At 52.8% G+C, this 16,134-nt stretch carries 13 protein-coding genes and 1 tRNA gene; 2 read left to right on the top strand and 12 right to left on the bottom strand.

The features are described from left to right. Positions 1–336 precede the first annotated feature (336 nt). The 4 genes from I9H07_RS02055 to I9H07_RS02070 form a co-directional block, all read right to left on the bottom strand. Positions 337–1,080: a CPBP family intramembrane glutamic endopeptidase gene (locus tag I9H07_RS02055; protein WP_236425487.1), complete on the bottom strand. Its 744-nt coding sequence runs from the start codon at positions 1,078–1,080 to the stop codon at positions 337–339. Between the two features lie 286 nt (positions 1,081–1,366). Then, positions 1,367–2,473, bottom strand: a complete 1,107-nt coding sequence (locus I9H07_RS02060; protein ID WP_236425488.1) for a hypothetical protein — start codon at positions 2,471–2,473, stop codon at positions 1,367–1,369. Next, positions 2,470–5,118 carry a type IV secretory system conjugative DNA transfer family protein gene (locus I9H07_RS02065; RefSeq protein WP_236425489.1) on the bottom strand — a complete coding sequence of 883 codons (2,649 nt, stop codon included), beginning with the start codon at positions 5,116–5,118 and terminating at the stop codon, positions 2,470–2,472. The genes I9H07_RS02060 and I9H07_RS02065 overlap by 4 nt, the downstream gene beginning before the upstream one ends. Before the next feature lie 45 nt (positions 5,119–5,163). After that, the gene (locus tag I9H07_RS02070) at positions 5,164–5,604 is read right to left on the bottom strand and encodes a conjugal transfer protein TraD (RefSeq protein WP_236425490.1); all 441 of its coding nucleotides are present in this window, start codon (positions 5,602–5,604) and stop codon (positions 5,164–5,166) included. A 256-nt stretch (positions 5,605–5,860) separates the two neighbouring features. On the opposite strand from I9H07_RS02070, the gene I9H07_RS02075 reads away from it, so the two are divergent. After that, complete coding sequence (locus I9H07_RS02075) at positions 5,861–7,336, top strand: MobA/MobL family protein (protein ID WP_236425491.1); 1,476 nt, start codon at positions 5,861–5,863, stop codon at positions 7,334–7,336. 13 nt (positions 7,337–7,349) lie between these two features. Here I9H07_RS02075 and I9H07_RS02080 read toward each other — a convergent pair whose 3' ends face one another. The 4 genes from I9H07_RS02080 to I9H07_RS02095 form a co-directional block, all read right to left on the bottom strand. Continuing rightward, complete coding sequence (locus tag I9H07_RS02080; protein WP_236425492.1) at positions 7,350–7,616, bottom strand: hypothetical protein; 267 nt, start codon at positions 7,614–7,616, stop codon at positions 7,350–7,352. Continuing rightward, complete coding sequence (locus I9H07_RS02085; protein ID WP_236425493.1) at positions 7,588–7,875, bottom strand: helix-turn-helix domain-containing protein; 288 nt, start codon at positions 7,873–7,875, stop codon at positions 7,588–7,590. The genes I9H07_RS02080 and I9H07_RS02085 overlap by 29 nt, the downstream gene beginning before the upstream one ends. Positions 7,876–8,053: 178 nt before the next feature. Next, positions 8,054–8,962, bottom strand: a complete 909-nt coding sequence (trfA, locus tag I9H07_RS02090) for a plasmid replication initiator TrfA (protein WP_236425494.1) — start codon at positions 8,960–8,962, stop codon at positions 8,054–8,056. Positions 8,963–8,971: 9 nt separating this feature from the next. Next, positions 8,972–9,190 carry a hypothetical protein gene (locus tag I9H07_RS02095; protein ID WP_054998860.1) on the bottom strand — a complete coding sequence of 73 codons (219 nt, stop codon included), beginning with the start codon at positions 9,188–9,190 and terminating at the stop codon, positions 8,972–8,974. Between the two features lie 338 nt (positions 9,191–9,528). Between I9H07_RS02095 and I9H07_RS02100 the strand changes: the two genes are divergently transcribed. Continuing rightward, positions 9,529–10,698, top strand: coding sequence for a MarR family transcriptional regulator (locus I9H07_RS02100; RefSeq protein ID WP_236425495.1), 1,170 nt, complete (start codon positions 9,529–9,531; stop codon positions 10,696–10,698). A gap of 331 nt (positions 10,699–11,029) precedes the next feature. Here I9H07_RS02100 and I9H07_RS02105 read toward each other — a convergent pair whose 3' ends face one another. The 4 genes from I9H07_RS02105 to I9H07_RS02120 form a co-directional block, all read right to left on the bottom strand. Further along, a complete protein-coding gene (locus I9H07_RS02105) occupies positions 11,030–11,959 on the bottom strand; it encodes a DUF4238 domain-containing protein (protein WP_329606142.1) in 930 nt (309 codons plus the stop codon). A 195-nt stretch (positions 11,960–12,154) separates the two neighbouring features. Further along, positions 12,155–13,219, bottom strand: coding sequence for a site-specific integrase (locus tag I9H07_RS02110; RefSeq protein ID WP_236425497.1), 1,065 nt, complete (start codon positions 13,217–13,219; stop codon positions 12,155–12,157). Positions 13,220–13,347: 128 nt separating this feature from the next. Continuing rightward, positions 13,348–13,424: transfer RNA gene (locus I9H07_RS02115), tRNA-Ile, on the bottom strand. Positions 13,425–13,439: 15 nt separating this feature from the next. After that, positions 13,440–15,917: a sensor domain-containing protein gene (locus tag I9H07_RS02120; protein WP_329606143.1), complete on the bottom strand. Its 2,478-nt coding sequence runs from the start codon at positions 15,915–15,917 to the stop codon at positions 13,440–13,442. Positions 15,918–16,134 lie beyond the last annotated feature (217 nt).

A 16,134-nucleotide genomic window follows, 5' to 3' on the forward strand; every position in this document is an offset into this window, starting at 1 on the left:
AGTCTAGGAGCGGTTAGCTGAAGCGAATATCCCCAGTGCAGTACAGGGTTTAGGCTGCATTGAATTGGCTAGTCTCGAATATTGCCAAAAGCCTCATTCCCCCCAATCGGATTTCCTGTTGCTTGATGACCATGGCGGTTTTAGCGATCAACAAGCTCACCTTGCTCATTGGACGGGCGCGGGGGCTTGCTTGTGTCCGTCAGCAGAATGCTTAGCTAGGAGCACGCCTTTCCTGGATCCTAGGTGATCCTTCAGGGACGATTCTTGGGAGTTCTTCATCACCCTCGATTCTCCGATACGTAAAGCACTCCAAGTCATGACGATGTCAGGTGGAAATTATCCCCCTAAAGATCTCCAGGCATAATTGGCGCTCAAAGCGATGGCCACGGCAGAGCTATGCAGAATTACTGGGAGTGATAGTCCCCCTGATTGAATGCGAGCGACGGCAAAAATCAATCCGAGAGATAGCATTAGCGCATGCGTTGGCCAGAAACTATAACTTTTGAAGTGGGCATACATGAAAAAAACAGCTGACATGATCACTGCAGATATTGCTATGTAAATATTATTCTTAAAAGGTAAGATCCCAAGGATGAAATGCCTGAATATAATCTCCTCTACGATAGGCGGCAGTACTAACAGCGAGAGAATCATCAGTAAAAACTGCGGCTCACTTTTGCCTAATCCAAGCCCTTGCATCGTCAGTTCTCTCCCGAGACCGAGTGAGATGGAAATACCAATACTCACAGCGTAAGCGATTGCCACCGATGTTAGTCCGATGACTAGATGACGGCTCTTGATGGTGCCTAGTAAGCTTAGGTGTGGGTTGAATCGCTTCTGCAGAAACAGCGTCATGACGAGTAAAGCTGCAGGTGGTCCATAGAGAATAGGGATGTCATAGGCAATCAGAGTGGTGTATGGAGTATGTTTCATGAGCAGCTTAACGAGCTGCCGGTAAATCACGTAGACGGCAGGGCCTATGAGCAGCCACGGCATCAAGGCCAAACCGTGATTCCCCCAAAAGAGGTGCCACATTTTTGGTCTGTGTGTTTCAGTGTCGTTAGTAGCTTGGTCTGCCATTGTCTTCACTTCTCGTACTGTTCAGATTTTCGCGCCCGCGAAAATGGCTCGTGTCACCGGTTTTTTCGCGGGCGCGAAAATCTATCGTTGCTGGTGATACCCAGCGCGACAAGTCACCCTGGCTCTCACCAGCTCGTTTGGAAGCACAGTGTTGAGTGTCCAAACGAGCTCCAAGCACTATTTGCTCACCGCGCAGATGAGGTTTCGAACCGTCCATGATTTTCGCGCGCGAGAAAATGAAGAGACCCCGATGAAGTAGAAACAGCCCGGCGTTCTGTCACGGCTATCAATTTTTAGCTCCCGTCAGCGGGTTGTAGCCTTGGGCAGCGCATCTGGCTCTCGCCATGATGCTGGCCGTACATTCCCTCTGCTTCGCTGCTGCCGCAGCTTCCGATTGGCGTTTTGCCGCCGCTAGTCGGCGCTCGGAGTCTTGCTCTACTCGGCGAGTAGCCTCGGCGGCTGAGCTGGCCTGGCGATCAGTGTCACGTTGGCGTTGAATAGACAGGCGTTGTAGTCTCTGTTGCTCACGTTCTGCCTGCTGCTCTGCCTGTCGAGCGTCTCGCTCTACCTGACGTGCTTGATTCTGAGCGTCTAGCTTTGCCTGTTGCGCCTGCCTTTCTGCGTCTCTCTCCGCTTTACGGATCGCGCTGCTGAGCGTGTCAATCGATGCTGCAGGTGTAGGTATCGGCTGCTTCCGCTCAGATGGCTGTTCTCTATCGTAATCATCGGAAGTTTGCTCTGCCACTGCTGCTGGCCCGAGCGCCCCTGCCTTATCGCCGTTCAATTGCACATCTAGCCGATGAACCAGGTTCTCAGTCTGAGCCTGTAGCTTGAATCCCTCTTGCAGCACTGGTAGGGCATCAAGTACGCCATCTGACAAGCGCTGATAGTCGAAGCGAGAGGGCCGCTTGACCTCAAGCGCGCTTAGAAATAATTTTCCCTCGACGCTCAGCGGCACCTGTTGTTTCGTAAGATTTTTGAACGGTGATGTCTCGATAAGCTGCTGTGCCTGATCGTATTTTTCCTGTTGTGCCGCTGCTTTCTGAAGGACCTGTTCCTGGCTTGGAGCTTTGATACGTGACAGCTGCGCCTGGAGGTTAGACGTTTGTTGGGTTGCAACTTCTCGCAGCCACTCAGGCTGGTCCGCTATCAAAACTTGCAGGCGAGAAAGTGCTGCTTCAGTGTGTTGCACCGATTGGGCGCTTAGCGCATTGATTGCTTCAAGGCGTTGAACGGCCTCGTCAGCTTTCATGGCGGGGTATCGGTAGGCATACACGACTGCAGCTAGAAGCAGGGCCAATGCGAGGAGGGTGGCTGGAGAAGTGGACCCTGGCCAATACCAGCAACCCTCTTTTTCACGCATCACGGGCATTCGGATTTCAGTAGTCATCATGCAGTACCCCCGTGTTGTTTCGGGTACAACCGGATTACGTCACGACGTTGAATACGTCCACGATTGATGATTGCTATCGCAGTACCAGGTATGGCGAGCAACGTATCAATCTCATCAGGCTGGATAAGGGGCGACAGCTCTAGCTGTAGCGAGGGACGCTGCGGTGCTTGAGTTGAGTCATCCGGCACTACCATTCCATTCAGCCAGTTCATGGCCTTGGGAGTCCACTGACGGTGCCAGAGGCCGATAGCGTAAGACAGACGTGGCGCGCCAAAGCGACTCTGTCTGTTCAGCGTTGTCGATTGCATTGCTTGATCCGTACCGGAGTTAGCGTATAGGCCAAGGTCGCTTGCCGCGTCTGGTAGTCCTTGGAAGCTTTGCGTTGAGGCCTTCCACACATGGCCACTGCGCTTGGAAACGTAATTGTTTGAATCGTCTGTACGGGGTGCTAAAGCAATGATACTGGCCAGATTACCGAGCATCTGAACCGCACCATCACGCTCCAGGCGTTTGTATAAACCGTCGACGTTTTGCGTTGCAAACATTAGGTACAGGCCCAGGCTGCGTGCTACAGGAACAGTCTCTAAGTCTGCTTTGGTCAATAGGTTCTGAACTTCGTCAGCGGCAAGTAGCACGGGCCGGTGACCTTCCAGACTTTTCCAATTGTCGCCGCGTTTTTTCACCGCGTCGTAGACTCGTCGCATGCATAGGGCCGAGATCGCAACCCCGCCAATACCATATTCCGACTCCGGTAATAGAAGTCCGATTTTCTGGCCGGTCATTACACCCTCAACCCTGAACTGGGTATTAGTAGTATTGACCCATGGCCCGAGCTTTTCTTGAAGCAGGATGTTCCCCAACCAAGTCCGCAGCATGTTACTGATGCAACCTGCAGTCTTCTCTGGGAAATCCGGATACTCCAACAACCAATAGTGAGCGGCTGCGAGCAGGCGCCCGCTATGGTCAATCTCATTTGAGATGGAATCTAGCCAGTCCGCTCGCTCCTGATGGCTTGCCAGGCAAAATTGCTGGATTTGTGTCAGCGTATAGGGAAGATCAGGATGGGCTTCCACTAGGATTGCCGCCATACGCAGCATCAGGCGGGCAGAGTCTCGCCAGAAGGTATCTCCTTTCCCGTCGTCGCAAACGTCGGGCAACACATCAGCCAGAGCATCTGGCGTCATCTCATAGATAGGATTGAATGGGCCGTGGTCTGGGCTGATGAGCGTATAACCGTCGATACCATGGAACTCAAGCGGCAGTGCACCCTTGCCATCGAGAACCAGAAGACCTCCTAGATCGCCATCGATCCACTGTTTGGTGAGCGGACGAATGACCCCTGAAGTTTTGCCCGTGCCGCTAGCTCCTAGCACACCGACATGAGTAGCCAGATCTGTAACCGACAGGCCAAACGGTATACCCGCTTCAGTAGGCGCTAGGGGGTCACGTCGTTGCGCTAACAAGCCAGTACTGGTTCCGAGTTGGATGAAAGGAGAGCTGTCCGTTTTGGCGTTTTTAATTTGCTCATTCCGTGCTTCCTCCAAGTGCTGGAAATACGCGCGCCCGGCTTTGTCGATTAACAGTTCGGTACCGCTTTCACGTACGGCTTGATCAAGCAGCATTGCGCGAACCGTAAGAGGGGATTTGGCCGTGAAGGTAAGATAGATTGCGAAACCCCACATACCTAAAACGTATAGCCAATTAATCAGCTGAGCATCCAGGCGAATGAATGTGTCGAGATGTTCACGATAGGACGCCGAGAGTCCCACAAAAATCAGGGCTGGAATGATGACTATTTTGATGACGAGGAGGAATACAGACGGGTCCGTTTCCTTCTGTGCCGGTTGTGCTTTTTCCTGATCACGTGGAATCCAGAAGGCAAAACGTTTCCACACCAAAAGGGCGAAATAATCCAGGACCGCAAGCATGGGCGATGAGATTGCGAGAGCCGGAGTTAGCATTACCAAGCCAACCATGAACAGCACAGCCTTGGTGGTCATCCACTCAGAACGAACAGCTGAAAACTCTAGGTCGGTGGCTAGTACTTGTCCCGTGACAGACTGGCCGTTGGAGTCTGTCACCAAAAGCCGCGCGCGGTCTGCCAAATCGGGTGGAGTTCCTGGCTCCAAATCACGAATAACGCACCGGGAAATGATGCTTTTCACTGAGTCGATTTCATCCTGACGCACGGGTGTTTTTGGCAGGAGTACTTGAGCGATCAGAGGGCCAAATAGTGTTGCAGAACAACACAGCAAAACGCTAAGCCATACAGTGATAGTAAACGCCAGTGGGACGAGAGTGTCATTTGTCGTCGTTCCTGCTTTGTTTACTAAAATATAGGTAAACAATAATCCGATGAGCATCAGCGCAGGAATAACCAACCACGTTCGTTTTGCCCAAATACGTTGCGCGAGGAAAACACCAATTTGAGACAGCGAAAGCCTCTGAGCCATCCTTTCGATATGATCATTTGATAATCCATCATGCTCAGTATCCGTCCCGCTGATCCAGTAAACTTGTGGATCTAGCACACCCTCATATTTGCGCATGATGACAGTACGCATTCGTTCCTGCTCGTGATGTAGAAGCCAGTACTTTGTCTTTGACACAGGGTCATCAAAAAAACGATTTTTTGAAATGCTCATTGTTATCGCCTATACAAAAAGTGATTAAGGTGCGGTCGGTAAACGCTAATTTTTTCTTGGCCGCTCACGGCTTGCGAGGAGTGCGTCTCCCGTTCGCTTCCACTCAGTCCTTACCGCATCGGTGACGGACGTTTCCTCAATCCCAATCAGAGCGCCTAGTAACTCGCCACGATCAATCAACGGGCTTCCTGTCTTCGTATCGACGAGGCCCGCCAATATGAGTAGGCCCGCTGCTTGATAGAGCTCGCGGTCCCGGGCTTTACGTGCAGATTCTTTCTCTGCATTAACAATACGAGCTACATCGCTTCTGGCCTTCTGTGCCTTGGCTTCTGCCCACTCTGCCTTGATGAGAAAACTGAGCTTTCGCTCCTCGTCATTTGTTCTAGGAATTTTCTCTGAAAGCATCAGTAGTAATCGCTGTTGATCACTTGGCGATTTCAGATTTTTTATGTGGAGAATTCTTTCGCTAAGCCATTTGTCTTTCATTTCGCTTAATTACGCTAAGTTTGCTTTTAGGGTTTTAATTATAACTATTATATGTTTGATGTGCGCGCGGACTGCTTTATCCTTCCAGTATTGGAAGGCGCGCTTAGTTGTTTCTTCGTTCCTCAGAAACAGCGCGCCCTGCCGGGGGCAGAAGCGAAAATCAAAAGCGGATTTTTCGCGGGCGCGAAAATGAAGCGTAGTGCTAAGACTTATTTTCGCGGGCGCGAAAATTTAGACACGTCGAGATAATCCGCATATGGCTATTGGCCGTTTAAGCATGAAGGTGGGAAAGGTTGGAAAGGCAGGACCACATGCGGCCTATATCGCCCGTGAAGGTAAGTATGCCGCGCGGCTAGATCGAAACGAAAAACTGGAGGCGACCGAGTCCGGGAACATGCCGGCTTGGGCTCAGCATTGTCCCCAAGAGTTTTGGAATGCCGCCGACGCGAATGAGCGCAAAAATGGCACTACTTATCGCGAGATGGAAATAGCGTTGCCTCGTGAGCTTTCACCACAGCAACGCGCTGATCTGGTGCATGACTTTGTGCGCCAAGAAATAGGAACGCGCCACGCATATCAGTGGGCAATTCACTCGCCGAAAGCAGCAGACGGCAACGAGCAGCCCCATCTGCATTTGATGTTCAGTGAAAGGCAGTGTGATGGCTTTGCACGTGATCCTGAGCAGTACTTCAAGCGCTATAACTCTAAGAATCCAGCGATTGGTGGTGCTCGTAAGGGCTATGGCCCAAGCGCCGGACTCACGCTGAGTGCGGCTGAACGTAAAGCAGAGTTACGTCAGTTGCGATACCGCTGGGAGACGAGCTGCAACACACATCTACAACGAGCAGGGTTTGCAGAGAGGATCGACATGCGCAGTCATACCGAACGGGAGACTGGGTTAACCCCAGAGCGGAAATATTTGCCTAGCGAGTGGAGAGATCCGTTGCTACGCGCAAAAGTGATCGACTTCCGACAGGCCCGAGCAGAGCTTTCCCGATCTCGTGATGATTTACGGCGTGAAGTGCCTAGCGCTGGAGCTGAGATTATTAGCCTTGAGAAAGAGCGTGAGCGGCGAACCCACATGCAAAAAAACTCGGGCGGTAGCCCGCAACAGACCATCATTGCGACCGGTCCAGTCGAGAGGCAAAGCGACGTGTCAAATACTTCCAATCGTAGTTCTACTGATAAAAAAAGAGCTGAGCGAATGAGTAGAGAGGAGGCTGGACGAATCGCTACCGGGCTCTCCCAAAAAAATGAGCGCCGCGAGAATCTTGAAACCATACGACAGATCGAAAAAATCCCGCAGGCGGAAAAGTCAGCTCAAGAGTTGCGAGATCAAAAAGAACGATCAGACCAAGAGAAGAGCATCCGCGATCAGGTCCGTAGGATGGAGCAAGCGCGAAGCGATGAAGGAGATCGTTTGATTAACCAACTGCAGCAGGAGAGGGAGGGAGGAAGTGCCTGCGTACCTAACGCGATGGAGCAGATGAACGCCCAGTCGGCCCGTAGTGGAAAGGCACTGGATCGCGGCCATGTAAACGGTCAGAACGTTTCCAGCATTGAGCAAATGCGAACCAGGGCAATCGAGCGAGGTCACTTCAAGGATCAGGCCCTAAAGCCCGACCACGACCGTCCCAGTGTCTCTAAAACGCTTGAGCAGATTAGGTCCGACGCCGAGACACGTCGTCTTGCGAAAGAGCAGAATTCCAATGAGACAGACATCGAACGCTGACGTCATTTAGCTATCACATCTCTAGCTGCTGCCGCACCTTGGGCGGTAGCCAATCCAATTCAGGAAGATTGATTTCCTCAAGGGCCTGCAGCATGGCTTCCAACTTGCGACGGTGTCTCTGAAGAGCATCTTCGAGTGATTCTTTTGGTAGCGTGCTGAATTCACAAAGCTCCGAATCGTCGAAAATTCCTCGCCAAATGGCAAGGCTGAGCGGGGTTTTGTCCAAGGTGATGAAATAGTCTCGCCAGTAGCTAGGTTGCTCGATAGATGCGGTCGTCATATTTTTTGTAATCCTCGATTTTTTTTCGTATCTCTTCCAAGTCGATCAGGGCGTTAGTTTGAAAGCGACCGATTAGAAGCTTGCTTAGCTGCTGCTGTGGAACGTCCGCCAATCGTGCTGCGTCACCAAGTGACAGCCCTTTTTCCTCGATGAGTCGGATTATTGAGGAGACCGTTTGTGCTTTGGCCAGCATTTCCTCCGCTTCAGGATCGCCAAGATCCGCGTATACGTTCCCGCTGCTTGCTTCGACCTCAATCATTATGGTGGTCCCCAAGCTGTATTAAGATGATTATAAAAGGATTAAGGCGCTGTGGATTATCTGCGCAACCCTTCAGTGGTGAGGCTTGTAGCCATTTTGGGTTGTGAATAATTTAGCCAACCGTACGGTAGTTGTTAGCCGACGGTACGGTACATCCGAGCCAACGGTACGGGGCTGTCTAGCCAATGGTACGGTACTTATTTTTTGATTTAGAGCCGCTGCTTTTTCTCGCAATGTGCCTAGCCTGGCTGCTGGTTGGGGTTTTTGTGAAATGCACGTTGCCACCGCTGATTTCGTAGCTGAGCGGCTGGCCGTGCAGATTGCTTGCGTGCTGCAATGCGTCCAGAGCCCTTCGGATATTTTGCTCACGGCTTGATGTAGAGCTGTCGAGACTGCCAGCCATCTTCATTAGCGTATCAATAGATACAGGGAAGGGCTCAGCATGGCTCGATAAATACCCATGTAGCCACTGTGCTAGTGGTTTCGAGTTCAGACTTCTGCGAACGGCCCAATCAATATGGGTAAAGTCATTTGGTCCAAACAGGTAAGAAAGCTCAAGGTTCAAAGTGATAATGAGCTTTTGCTCCATATCGTCTCTATAGATCGAGTCAATCAGGCCGCCTGTATAGGAATGCTGTTTAGTACTTAACTCAAGCGTGCCCGCAGCGAGGCGGAACAGGCGCTTGTAGAGCGTTTTTCTATTATTTCCGGCATCTGTCTTCCCTTGTAGTTTCAGAAGCTCGTATGCGCTGGTTTTAAAAGATTTTCCCATTGGCTTTCGGCGAGCGATATGCAACAACGTAATCCAGACATCTAAATCGCCCTGGTCTAAACGTGGCCCTGTGTATCTCATTTGCGTAGGCCTCTGAGTGTAAATTTCGGCGCGCTGTAGGAATGCGTTGCTAGCCGAGCGACTGGACCCGAAAAGCGCAGATCGGAGAGTGATATTGGGTACGCCTCTCACTTCGTCTGGCCAGCTCGTCAGCACCTTTTCAGACCGGATTGGTTCCAGTGATACCACCGTCGGATTGGGTGGCAGCTTGGATGCCCGCTCCACTAATCGCGATAGTTTGGTCACTGCTGACATGGGCTAGTCTTACGCTTCGTCGATAAAGCGAGCTATGCCAGCTACGCGGAAATAGACGCGTCGGCCAATTTTGATCCTGCAGGGTTTTAAGTTTCGCGCGATTTCGTTGTCCCCCGACAATGTAATGCGCAGCCCTTCAGGGCTGCGATGAAGGATCTCTGCAACCTGAGAAAGTGACAGGAGGGGAGATCCTCCGTTGCTGGTCAGAATGAGTTCTTCGGTCGTCATGTTTCTTTGCCTACAGTGAGTAATGTAGGTAGAACATTACGAGTAATTACGCCTAGAATGAGGCGAATGTTTTTAACTTCTAGGTTGACATGGCGCGCCTCGATTATCTGACGAATCTGCTCAATGTTTACGATCACGATCCTCGTTGCCCAGTCCAGTTTGCTTCTGGCTACAGAGCGGTGTTAAGTCGGCTTAACGCATCCTCGAGCCTGACCTCAAGGCGCTATCCTATCTGGCCTCTGGTAAGGACGAATTTGGATGGGCCGTTTGAACAGTGCCTAGCTAGCTACGAGGGCGAGTGGGCCAAGAGCTTGCTGACTGGTGCTCGGCTGTCGGAAATGGCCCATATCCCCCCACCATTTTATGCAGCACCTTACGTTGCGCACCCTGAAACGGATGACGGCGGTCTGACAGCAGATGTTCTGGCTCGCGGTGTGATACCCGATAGGCCAGAAAATATGCCGGAGATCGACTGGCAGCTCCAGAACTTGGATCGCTGGGATTCGAATATTAAGTTCGCAATTTGTAGCTTGCTCAATCCGGAGGGTGCACCGTTCGAAGGCGCGGAACCGCTTTGTGGGGCTTTGGAGTCTGTACGTGACTTGTTTCGATTAATGCGCCACTTCAGGCCTTTACGTACAAAGGCACTGAGGGACTTTGATGCCGCTATAGATGACCGGACCCGTCCACAGGATGGCGGTTACTGTGAGCTTTGCTGGCGTGTAAGCATTCGGTCCAGCAGACTGCAGGAGCTTGCAGCCCAGCAGCGTTACGAGGTCGGCGAAATTGTCCGTTCAGGTCAGTGCCAGCTCTCTGCTGAAGAACACGACGCCAGGCTGGCAGAGGCTTGGTTGCTGGAAAGCAGCCTCAAGCTTTCTCCATCCAGTACTTTGATATCGAAAGCAGAGGCTGCAAAGTTACGCGTCGTATTCGAGCGGTTTCGTATCGAGAAAATCGTGGCGGGGAACCTAAGCTACCGGTACTGCGCCGTACACAAGCCCGGATCGGCTAAATACCATGCTGACTTACGCTACAAGGCTGCGTTTCATAATCATCTATCTGCGCTCGGCAGGTCGGGAAGATCTGAGTTTGCGTTCAATTTTCTGCCTCCCAGCTCCCCTGATATTCAGGAAATAAGAAAGCTCGCCTATGACCAGGTGCACTCAGGCTTGCACGTTGTGACGACAGGTAAGCCCTCATCACTTGGGCTACGCGAAAAAGTTTGGCTCATGCACGAAGAGGGTATCAGCCAATCAGAGATGGCAAGACGGTTGGGAATATCGCGTCAGGCGATATCAAAAGCCAAGAAAAGCCTAGAGTCATTGATGAATACGCACCATGCAGGCAGCTACATCAACCCGCTAACCGGCGAGGCGCAGGTTCCGGAACCAATTAGAAAGGCGATAAGGGATGCCACCATGAAAGGGCTATCGATCACGGTAATCGCTAAGGAGGTGGGGCTCAGCAAGGGTACTGTCGATGGTCTGGTACGTCTGATGGAGGGCTAAAAGCAAAAGCACAGTGCTAGCCGCTTTTGCTCCGGCGGATTTTCAGCCGGGGCAAAAGCGGCTGAAGCTTTGACTAGTGACGATGGCGTTGGGTCAGGTGGGTCACTGAGTTGCCCACTCGTCCGTGCATTTATCGACCAGTACAATTGCGTTCTGATTAAGCGAACGTTTGCATCTGATCTGACTAGCGCATTGCATTTTACGAGCGGCAGATACCTGCCAGTGGCAGACGTTCGCGATATACAACCAGATACCTGTTTGCACTCTAGGAGGGATTAAAGATTACTAATTTTTTCGTATCCCTGGAGTTAGGGGGTGGATTAGCCAATCCCTACTCTTTCCTCAGAGGCATTTCCCGCCGTTCGTAAATGTTTAGGAGTCTTTCACTCCCAATAACCCATCGCATTGCCATATTGATGGTCATCGTATTGGCGGCATCCAACGATTCGTTCGTTATAACCTTGGTGCTGAAGGGCGCGAAATTCATTTTTTTGCCAAGGAATACCGCTGTGGCAGGTGCCATAAGCATAGCCACCCGGGGTGTGAGCGGCATGAATGCCGCTACGTCATCCCGACGGCCAATATCATACCCTGAAAGCGGCCAGTGCCCCGAGGCGACATCGCCAAAGTCATAGCACGGGCGATCACATGTCAAAAAACCTTTCTCTGGAGATATCCAGAACTGAATGTTGAGCGATTTGAACCGCTGCAACAGTGTCGACTCTCGGAAGTGCTGGATAAAAGTATATGGCTCGGTCAAGACATTCGCTAGTTCAGGCCCGACCGTGGCATCTGCTTTTAGCTCCCCATGCTTAAACAACATCATCGCAGGAGTACGTGCATAAGAGAGTGCGGCAAACTCCTTCAGCACAATCATGAGCTCAGGTGATCGTTTAGCAATTTCTGCAAGCGCGGATGCGAGGCCGTGCCCCAGGTCCTGAAGCGGCATTTGTTTTTCGACCTCTGTAAGGATCGAGTCTATGAAACGCATCGTCTTCGCATATGCAGACTCGAAATCTCCAAACCACTTCTCATGCTCGTTATCGGGAGCTGCTTTGTTGGACTCGTAGAACCAATTTGAAGTCAGCAGAGCATTCGGGCCTGTGTCTCGCTCTTGTTTTTTTACAAGGTCATGAATCCACACTACACAGTCCTTGGGGTAACCGTCTACCTGCCATCGACGCGGCGACCATCCTTTCTGATAGGTGCGCGCAACATAGTGCTGGCTCCTCGTAAGATCTTGATCCGTCATAATTCTCATGTACCGTTTTTTAATGGTTCAGAACTTGGGCCATAGGGTGCATAGCAGCGGTTATAGGGCTTGAAGTTCACCGAGATCCCGCAGTTAGGTCCCTCCTGGCGCATTGGATTTCCTGCTTTTGCCCCGAAATTTTATCCGAATGATTGGTCACGTAGAATGTGTACCGACGAGCAAGCCCATGCGATTACCCAGTTATTAGCGTCTTGCCGGGAGTTTGTCTAATTTGCCAACTAGATCCTCCGCGCGCAGATGCGTGTAGCGCTTGAGCATCTGCATTGACTTATGCCCGCTGATGGCGGACACCTCTTGGTCAGAAAGGCCACCCTCTACCAACCGGCTGACTGCCTCATGGCGAAGATCATGAAAGCGAAGGTCCGGCATGCCCAGCTTCGTTTTCAGCTTGCCCCACGTTTTGGTGAAGGCATATGCGCTGCGCTTGCCCTCTTTGCCAGGCTCCCCAAAAAAAACCAGATCGCAGTCGATTGGGCGAATAGGATTGCTCATCGCCAGTTGGAACGTGTCAGTGGCCAGCCGGGTCAGCGGCACGGTACGTGAGCTATCGTTTTTGGTATCAGAGAGTCGCACCACGCGCTTTTTCAGATCGACTTGATGTCGGCGCAACGAGGTTATCTCCGACGAACGCATGCCTGTCTCCAAGGCGATTCTAACAATCCAGCCAAGCATTGGATTGCTGTGCGCATTCACTGCGGCCAGCAACCGCCGTTCCTCTTCGGCAGAGAGCCGTCGATCTCTTCCTTCTCCCGGGCTTGGCTTGCGGATGTTCAGAACCGGGTTGAAGCTCAACCCCAACCCCCACTCCTGAATCGCTACGGTAAAAAGATGGCTCAGGAGGGCCAGCTCAAGGCGCACTGTATTGTTGCTTGTCGGTTTATCGCGATTGGTGATCGATGTTAAGCGCGTGTCCCGATACTTAGCGATGATTTCCGCAGATAGCGCAGCCATCGAGTACTTACCCAAATGGCTAATCAGTTGCTGAGCCTTAGTTGCCTCAGCCCGCTGTGTGCTCAGTTTCTTCGTTGGGCTGATTTCGGCTAGATATCGCTTCAATGCAATGGCCAGTGTCATGCGCTCGGAGCCACTTCGTTGAATGTACACGCCTCTGATCATTTCATCTTCTGTGCGGCGGGCCCAGTCTTCGGCATCACGCTTTGTACGGAAGGTCTTCGCGTTGGCGGGCCAGCCGGTTTTCCGCACCAGGGCTTTCCAGGTGCCGGCGTCTGTTTTGACGATGGTGGCCATGCTATTTCTGCTCCAAAAACGTACCGTTGTTTTGGCACTGTACTGATTTTGTACCTGTGGACCATAGGATTGGTCCAGCTGTTTTTGTCGCGGGCAGCAAAAAGCCGCGCAATGCGCGGCTTTGAGTATGGTGGGCCCACACGGACTCGAACCGTGGACCAAAGGATTATGAGTCCTCTGCTCTAACCAACTGAGCTATGGGCCCTCAGTAGGCCGCGGATTATAACGGCGGTTTCGCGGCTGTGCTATCCGAAACGTCCGAAAGATTCATAAGAAGAAACCTCGCGCTGAATTCTTCGGGGAGGAGGGGCAGGCTGCTGATGTAGCCTTGCATCTGTTCGCAGCCTTCGGTGGCGAGGAATTGTTGCTGTTCGCGGGTTTCGACGCCTTCGGCGATCACGGTCAGTTGCAGGCTTCGGCCCAGTGCGATGATGGCGCGGACGATGGCGGCGTCGTGGGTGTCGTCGGGCAGGCCGCGGACGAAGGACTGGTCGATCTTGAGGATGTCCAGTGGCAGGCGTTTGAGGTAGCTCAGTGATGAGTAGCCGGTGCCGAAGTCGTCGATGGCCAGTTGCACGCCGAGTTTTTTCAGTTTGTGCAGCACCTCCAGTGCTTCCTGCGTCTGGCTCATGATGAAGTTCTCGGTGATTTCCAGTTGCAGACAATCGGGCACCAGTCCGTTGTCTGCCAGTAGCTTTTCGATGTGTTCGACCAGGTTTGGCTGGTGCAGTTGGGCGCCTGCCAGGTTGACCGATAGCGGGCCGAACGGCTGAAAGGTTTTGCGCCACTTGCCCATTTGACGGCAGGCTTGCTCCAGCACCCAGTCACCGATTTGCAGGATCATGCCGTTCTCTTCGGCCAGCGCGATGAAGCTGTCAGGGGGCACGTCGCCGAAGGTCGGGTGGTTCCAGCGAATCAGTGCCTCAGCACCCACCAGCGTCTGGGTCAGCAGGCTGATCTTGGGCTGGTAGAACAGGCTCAACTGATTGCGATCCAGTGCGCGCCTCAACTCCTGCTCCAGTGCGATGCGCTGGCTGGCCTGCTCCGTCAGGTCACGGGTATAGCTTTCGACCCGGTTGCGGCCCTTTGCCTTGGATTGGTACATGGCGGCGTCGGCATTTTTGACCAGCGTCGTGACGTCACTGCCGTCTGTGGGGAACAGGCAACTGCCGATGCTGGGACTGATGAAGAGCTCGTGTTCACCGGCCTGAAAGGGTGCGCTAAAGCAGGCCAGCAGTTTATGGGCGATGGTCAGTGCGTCGCCGGGTTGCAGCAGACCGGGCAGCAGGATGATGAACTCGTCACCACCGAGCCGCGCGACGGTGTCGATATCCCGCAGGCTCTCCTTGAGGCGATGTGCAATGCCCTTGAGGAGCAGATCGCCGACCGGATGGCCCAGGCTGTCGTTGATATGCTTGAAGCGGTCCAGATCCAGAAACAACACAGCACCAAGACCGCCTGACTCCTCGCTGTGCAGCAGCGCTGACTGCAGGCGGCTCTCGAACAGGGTTCGGTTGGGCAGGCCGGTAAGCGGGTCGTGATGCGCCTGATAGTCCAGTCTTGCCTGCGCCTGTTTAAGGCTGGAGATGTCGGCGAATACTGCGACGAAATGCGTCAGGAGGTCATCTTTGTTGCGCACGGCGCTGATGGTCAGCCAGCCTGGGTAGATCTCGCCATTCTTGCGGCGGTTACTGATCTCGCCCTGCCAGTGACCTTCGGCGCTCAGTTGATGCCACATCGCTGCATAGAATGCGCTGTCATGCTGACCTGAGGCGAGCAGGCGCGGTGTCTGGCCGATGGCTTCGCTCTCGCTGTATCCGGTAATCGCACTGAATGCCCGGTTGACAGCCGTGATGCGCTGATCGGTGTCGGTGATCAGTACGCCCTCGGCAGTGCTTTCGAAGACCGTGGCCGCAAGATGCAGTTTTTCCTGCATTTGCTGGTTTTGGGTGATGTCCCGCGAGATCGTCAGCAGGCAGTCTTCACCCGCGATCACAATCGGCTGCGATGACAATTCACAAATCCGGATGTTGCCACTGGCGTCGCGCAGGCGGGCTCTCAAGTCGCGCACGGAACCATGGCTTTTAAGTCGCTCAATCAGGGTGTGCCGATCATTCAGGTCAGCCCAGATGCCCAGGTCGAACGTCGAGTGCGCAACGCATTGCTGTTCGCTGTACCCGGTAATGCGGCAAAACCCTTCATTGACTTCCAATACCATCCCGTCCTCCTGGCGGGTTATTGCCAGTCCGTCGGGCGAGTTGTGGAAGGCGTTGGCAAACTTCTCTTCGGAGAATTGCAACTGCTGCTGGGCTTGTTTGAGCTGGGTAATGTCGCGGACGATTACCAGCACGGCTGGCGTTGAGCAAAAATCGAGGGGCTGGGCTGACATAAGGCCCGAAAAGGTGTAGCCGTTCTTGCACCGAAAAGGGACTTCCAGGTTGTGGATAATGCCTTTTTGCAGTTGCTCCAGAATGTTTGGCCCCATGCCGGGCACTGCCCACAGATTCAGCGCGGTAGGGGTTCTGCCAATCGCCTCGTCAATCTCAATACCCGTTTGCTTCGCGAACGCCGCGTTGGCATCCATGATGTGCCCGTTGACAAGGCTGGCGATAATCATGATGTCCGGGCATTGCGCGAAAACCGTGGCGAACTTGCATTCCGACAGGCGCAACGCTTCCAGGACGCTGTTATCGATTATTACTTCACGCATAGGGGGCTCACGTCCGTCTCGGACTATCGCTGATGTGACATGACCCTTGCGGAAAACATTGAGCCAAGGATTACCCGAAGCATTGTGTCTGTTGTATTACCTAGTTGTAGGTCAATTCGTCAGGGCCTGCAATTAGATTGAAGTCTGACAGTGCCAGGGTTTATCAGATGTGTGTTCGTCCGCACGTTTTGATGTCGACGAGCCG

The sequence above is a fragment of the Pseudomonas syringae genome (assembly GCF_023278085.1).
Lineage (GTDB): Bacteria > Pseudomonadota > Gammaproteobacteria > Pseudomonadales > Pseudomonadaceae > Aquipseudomonas > Aquipseudomonas syringae_Q.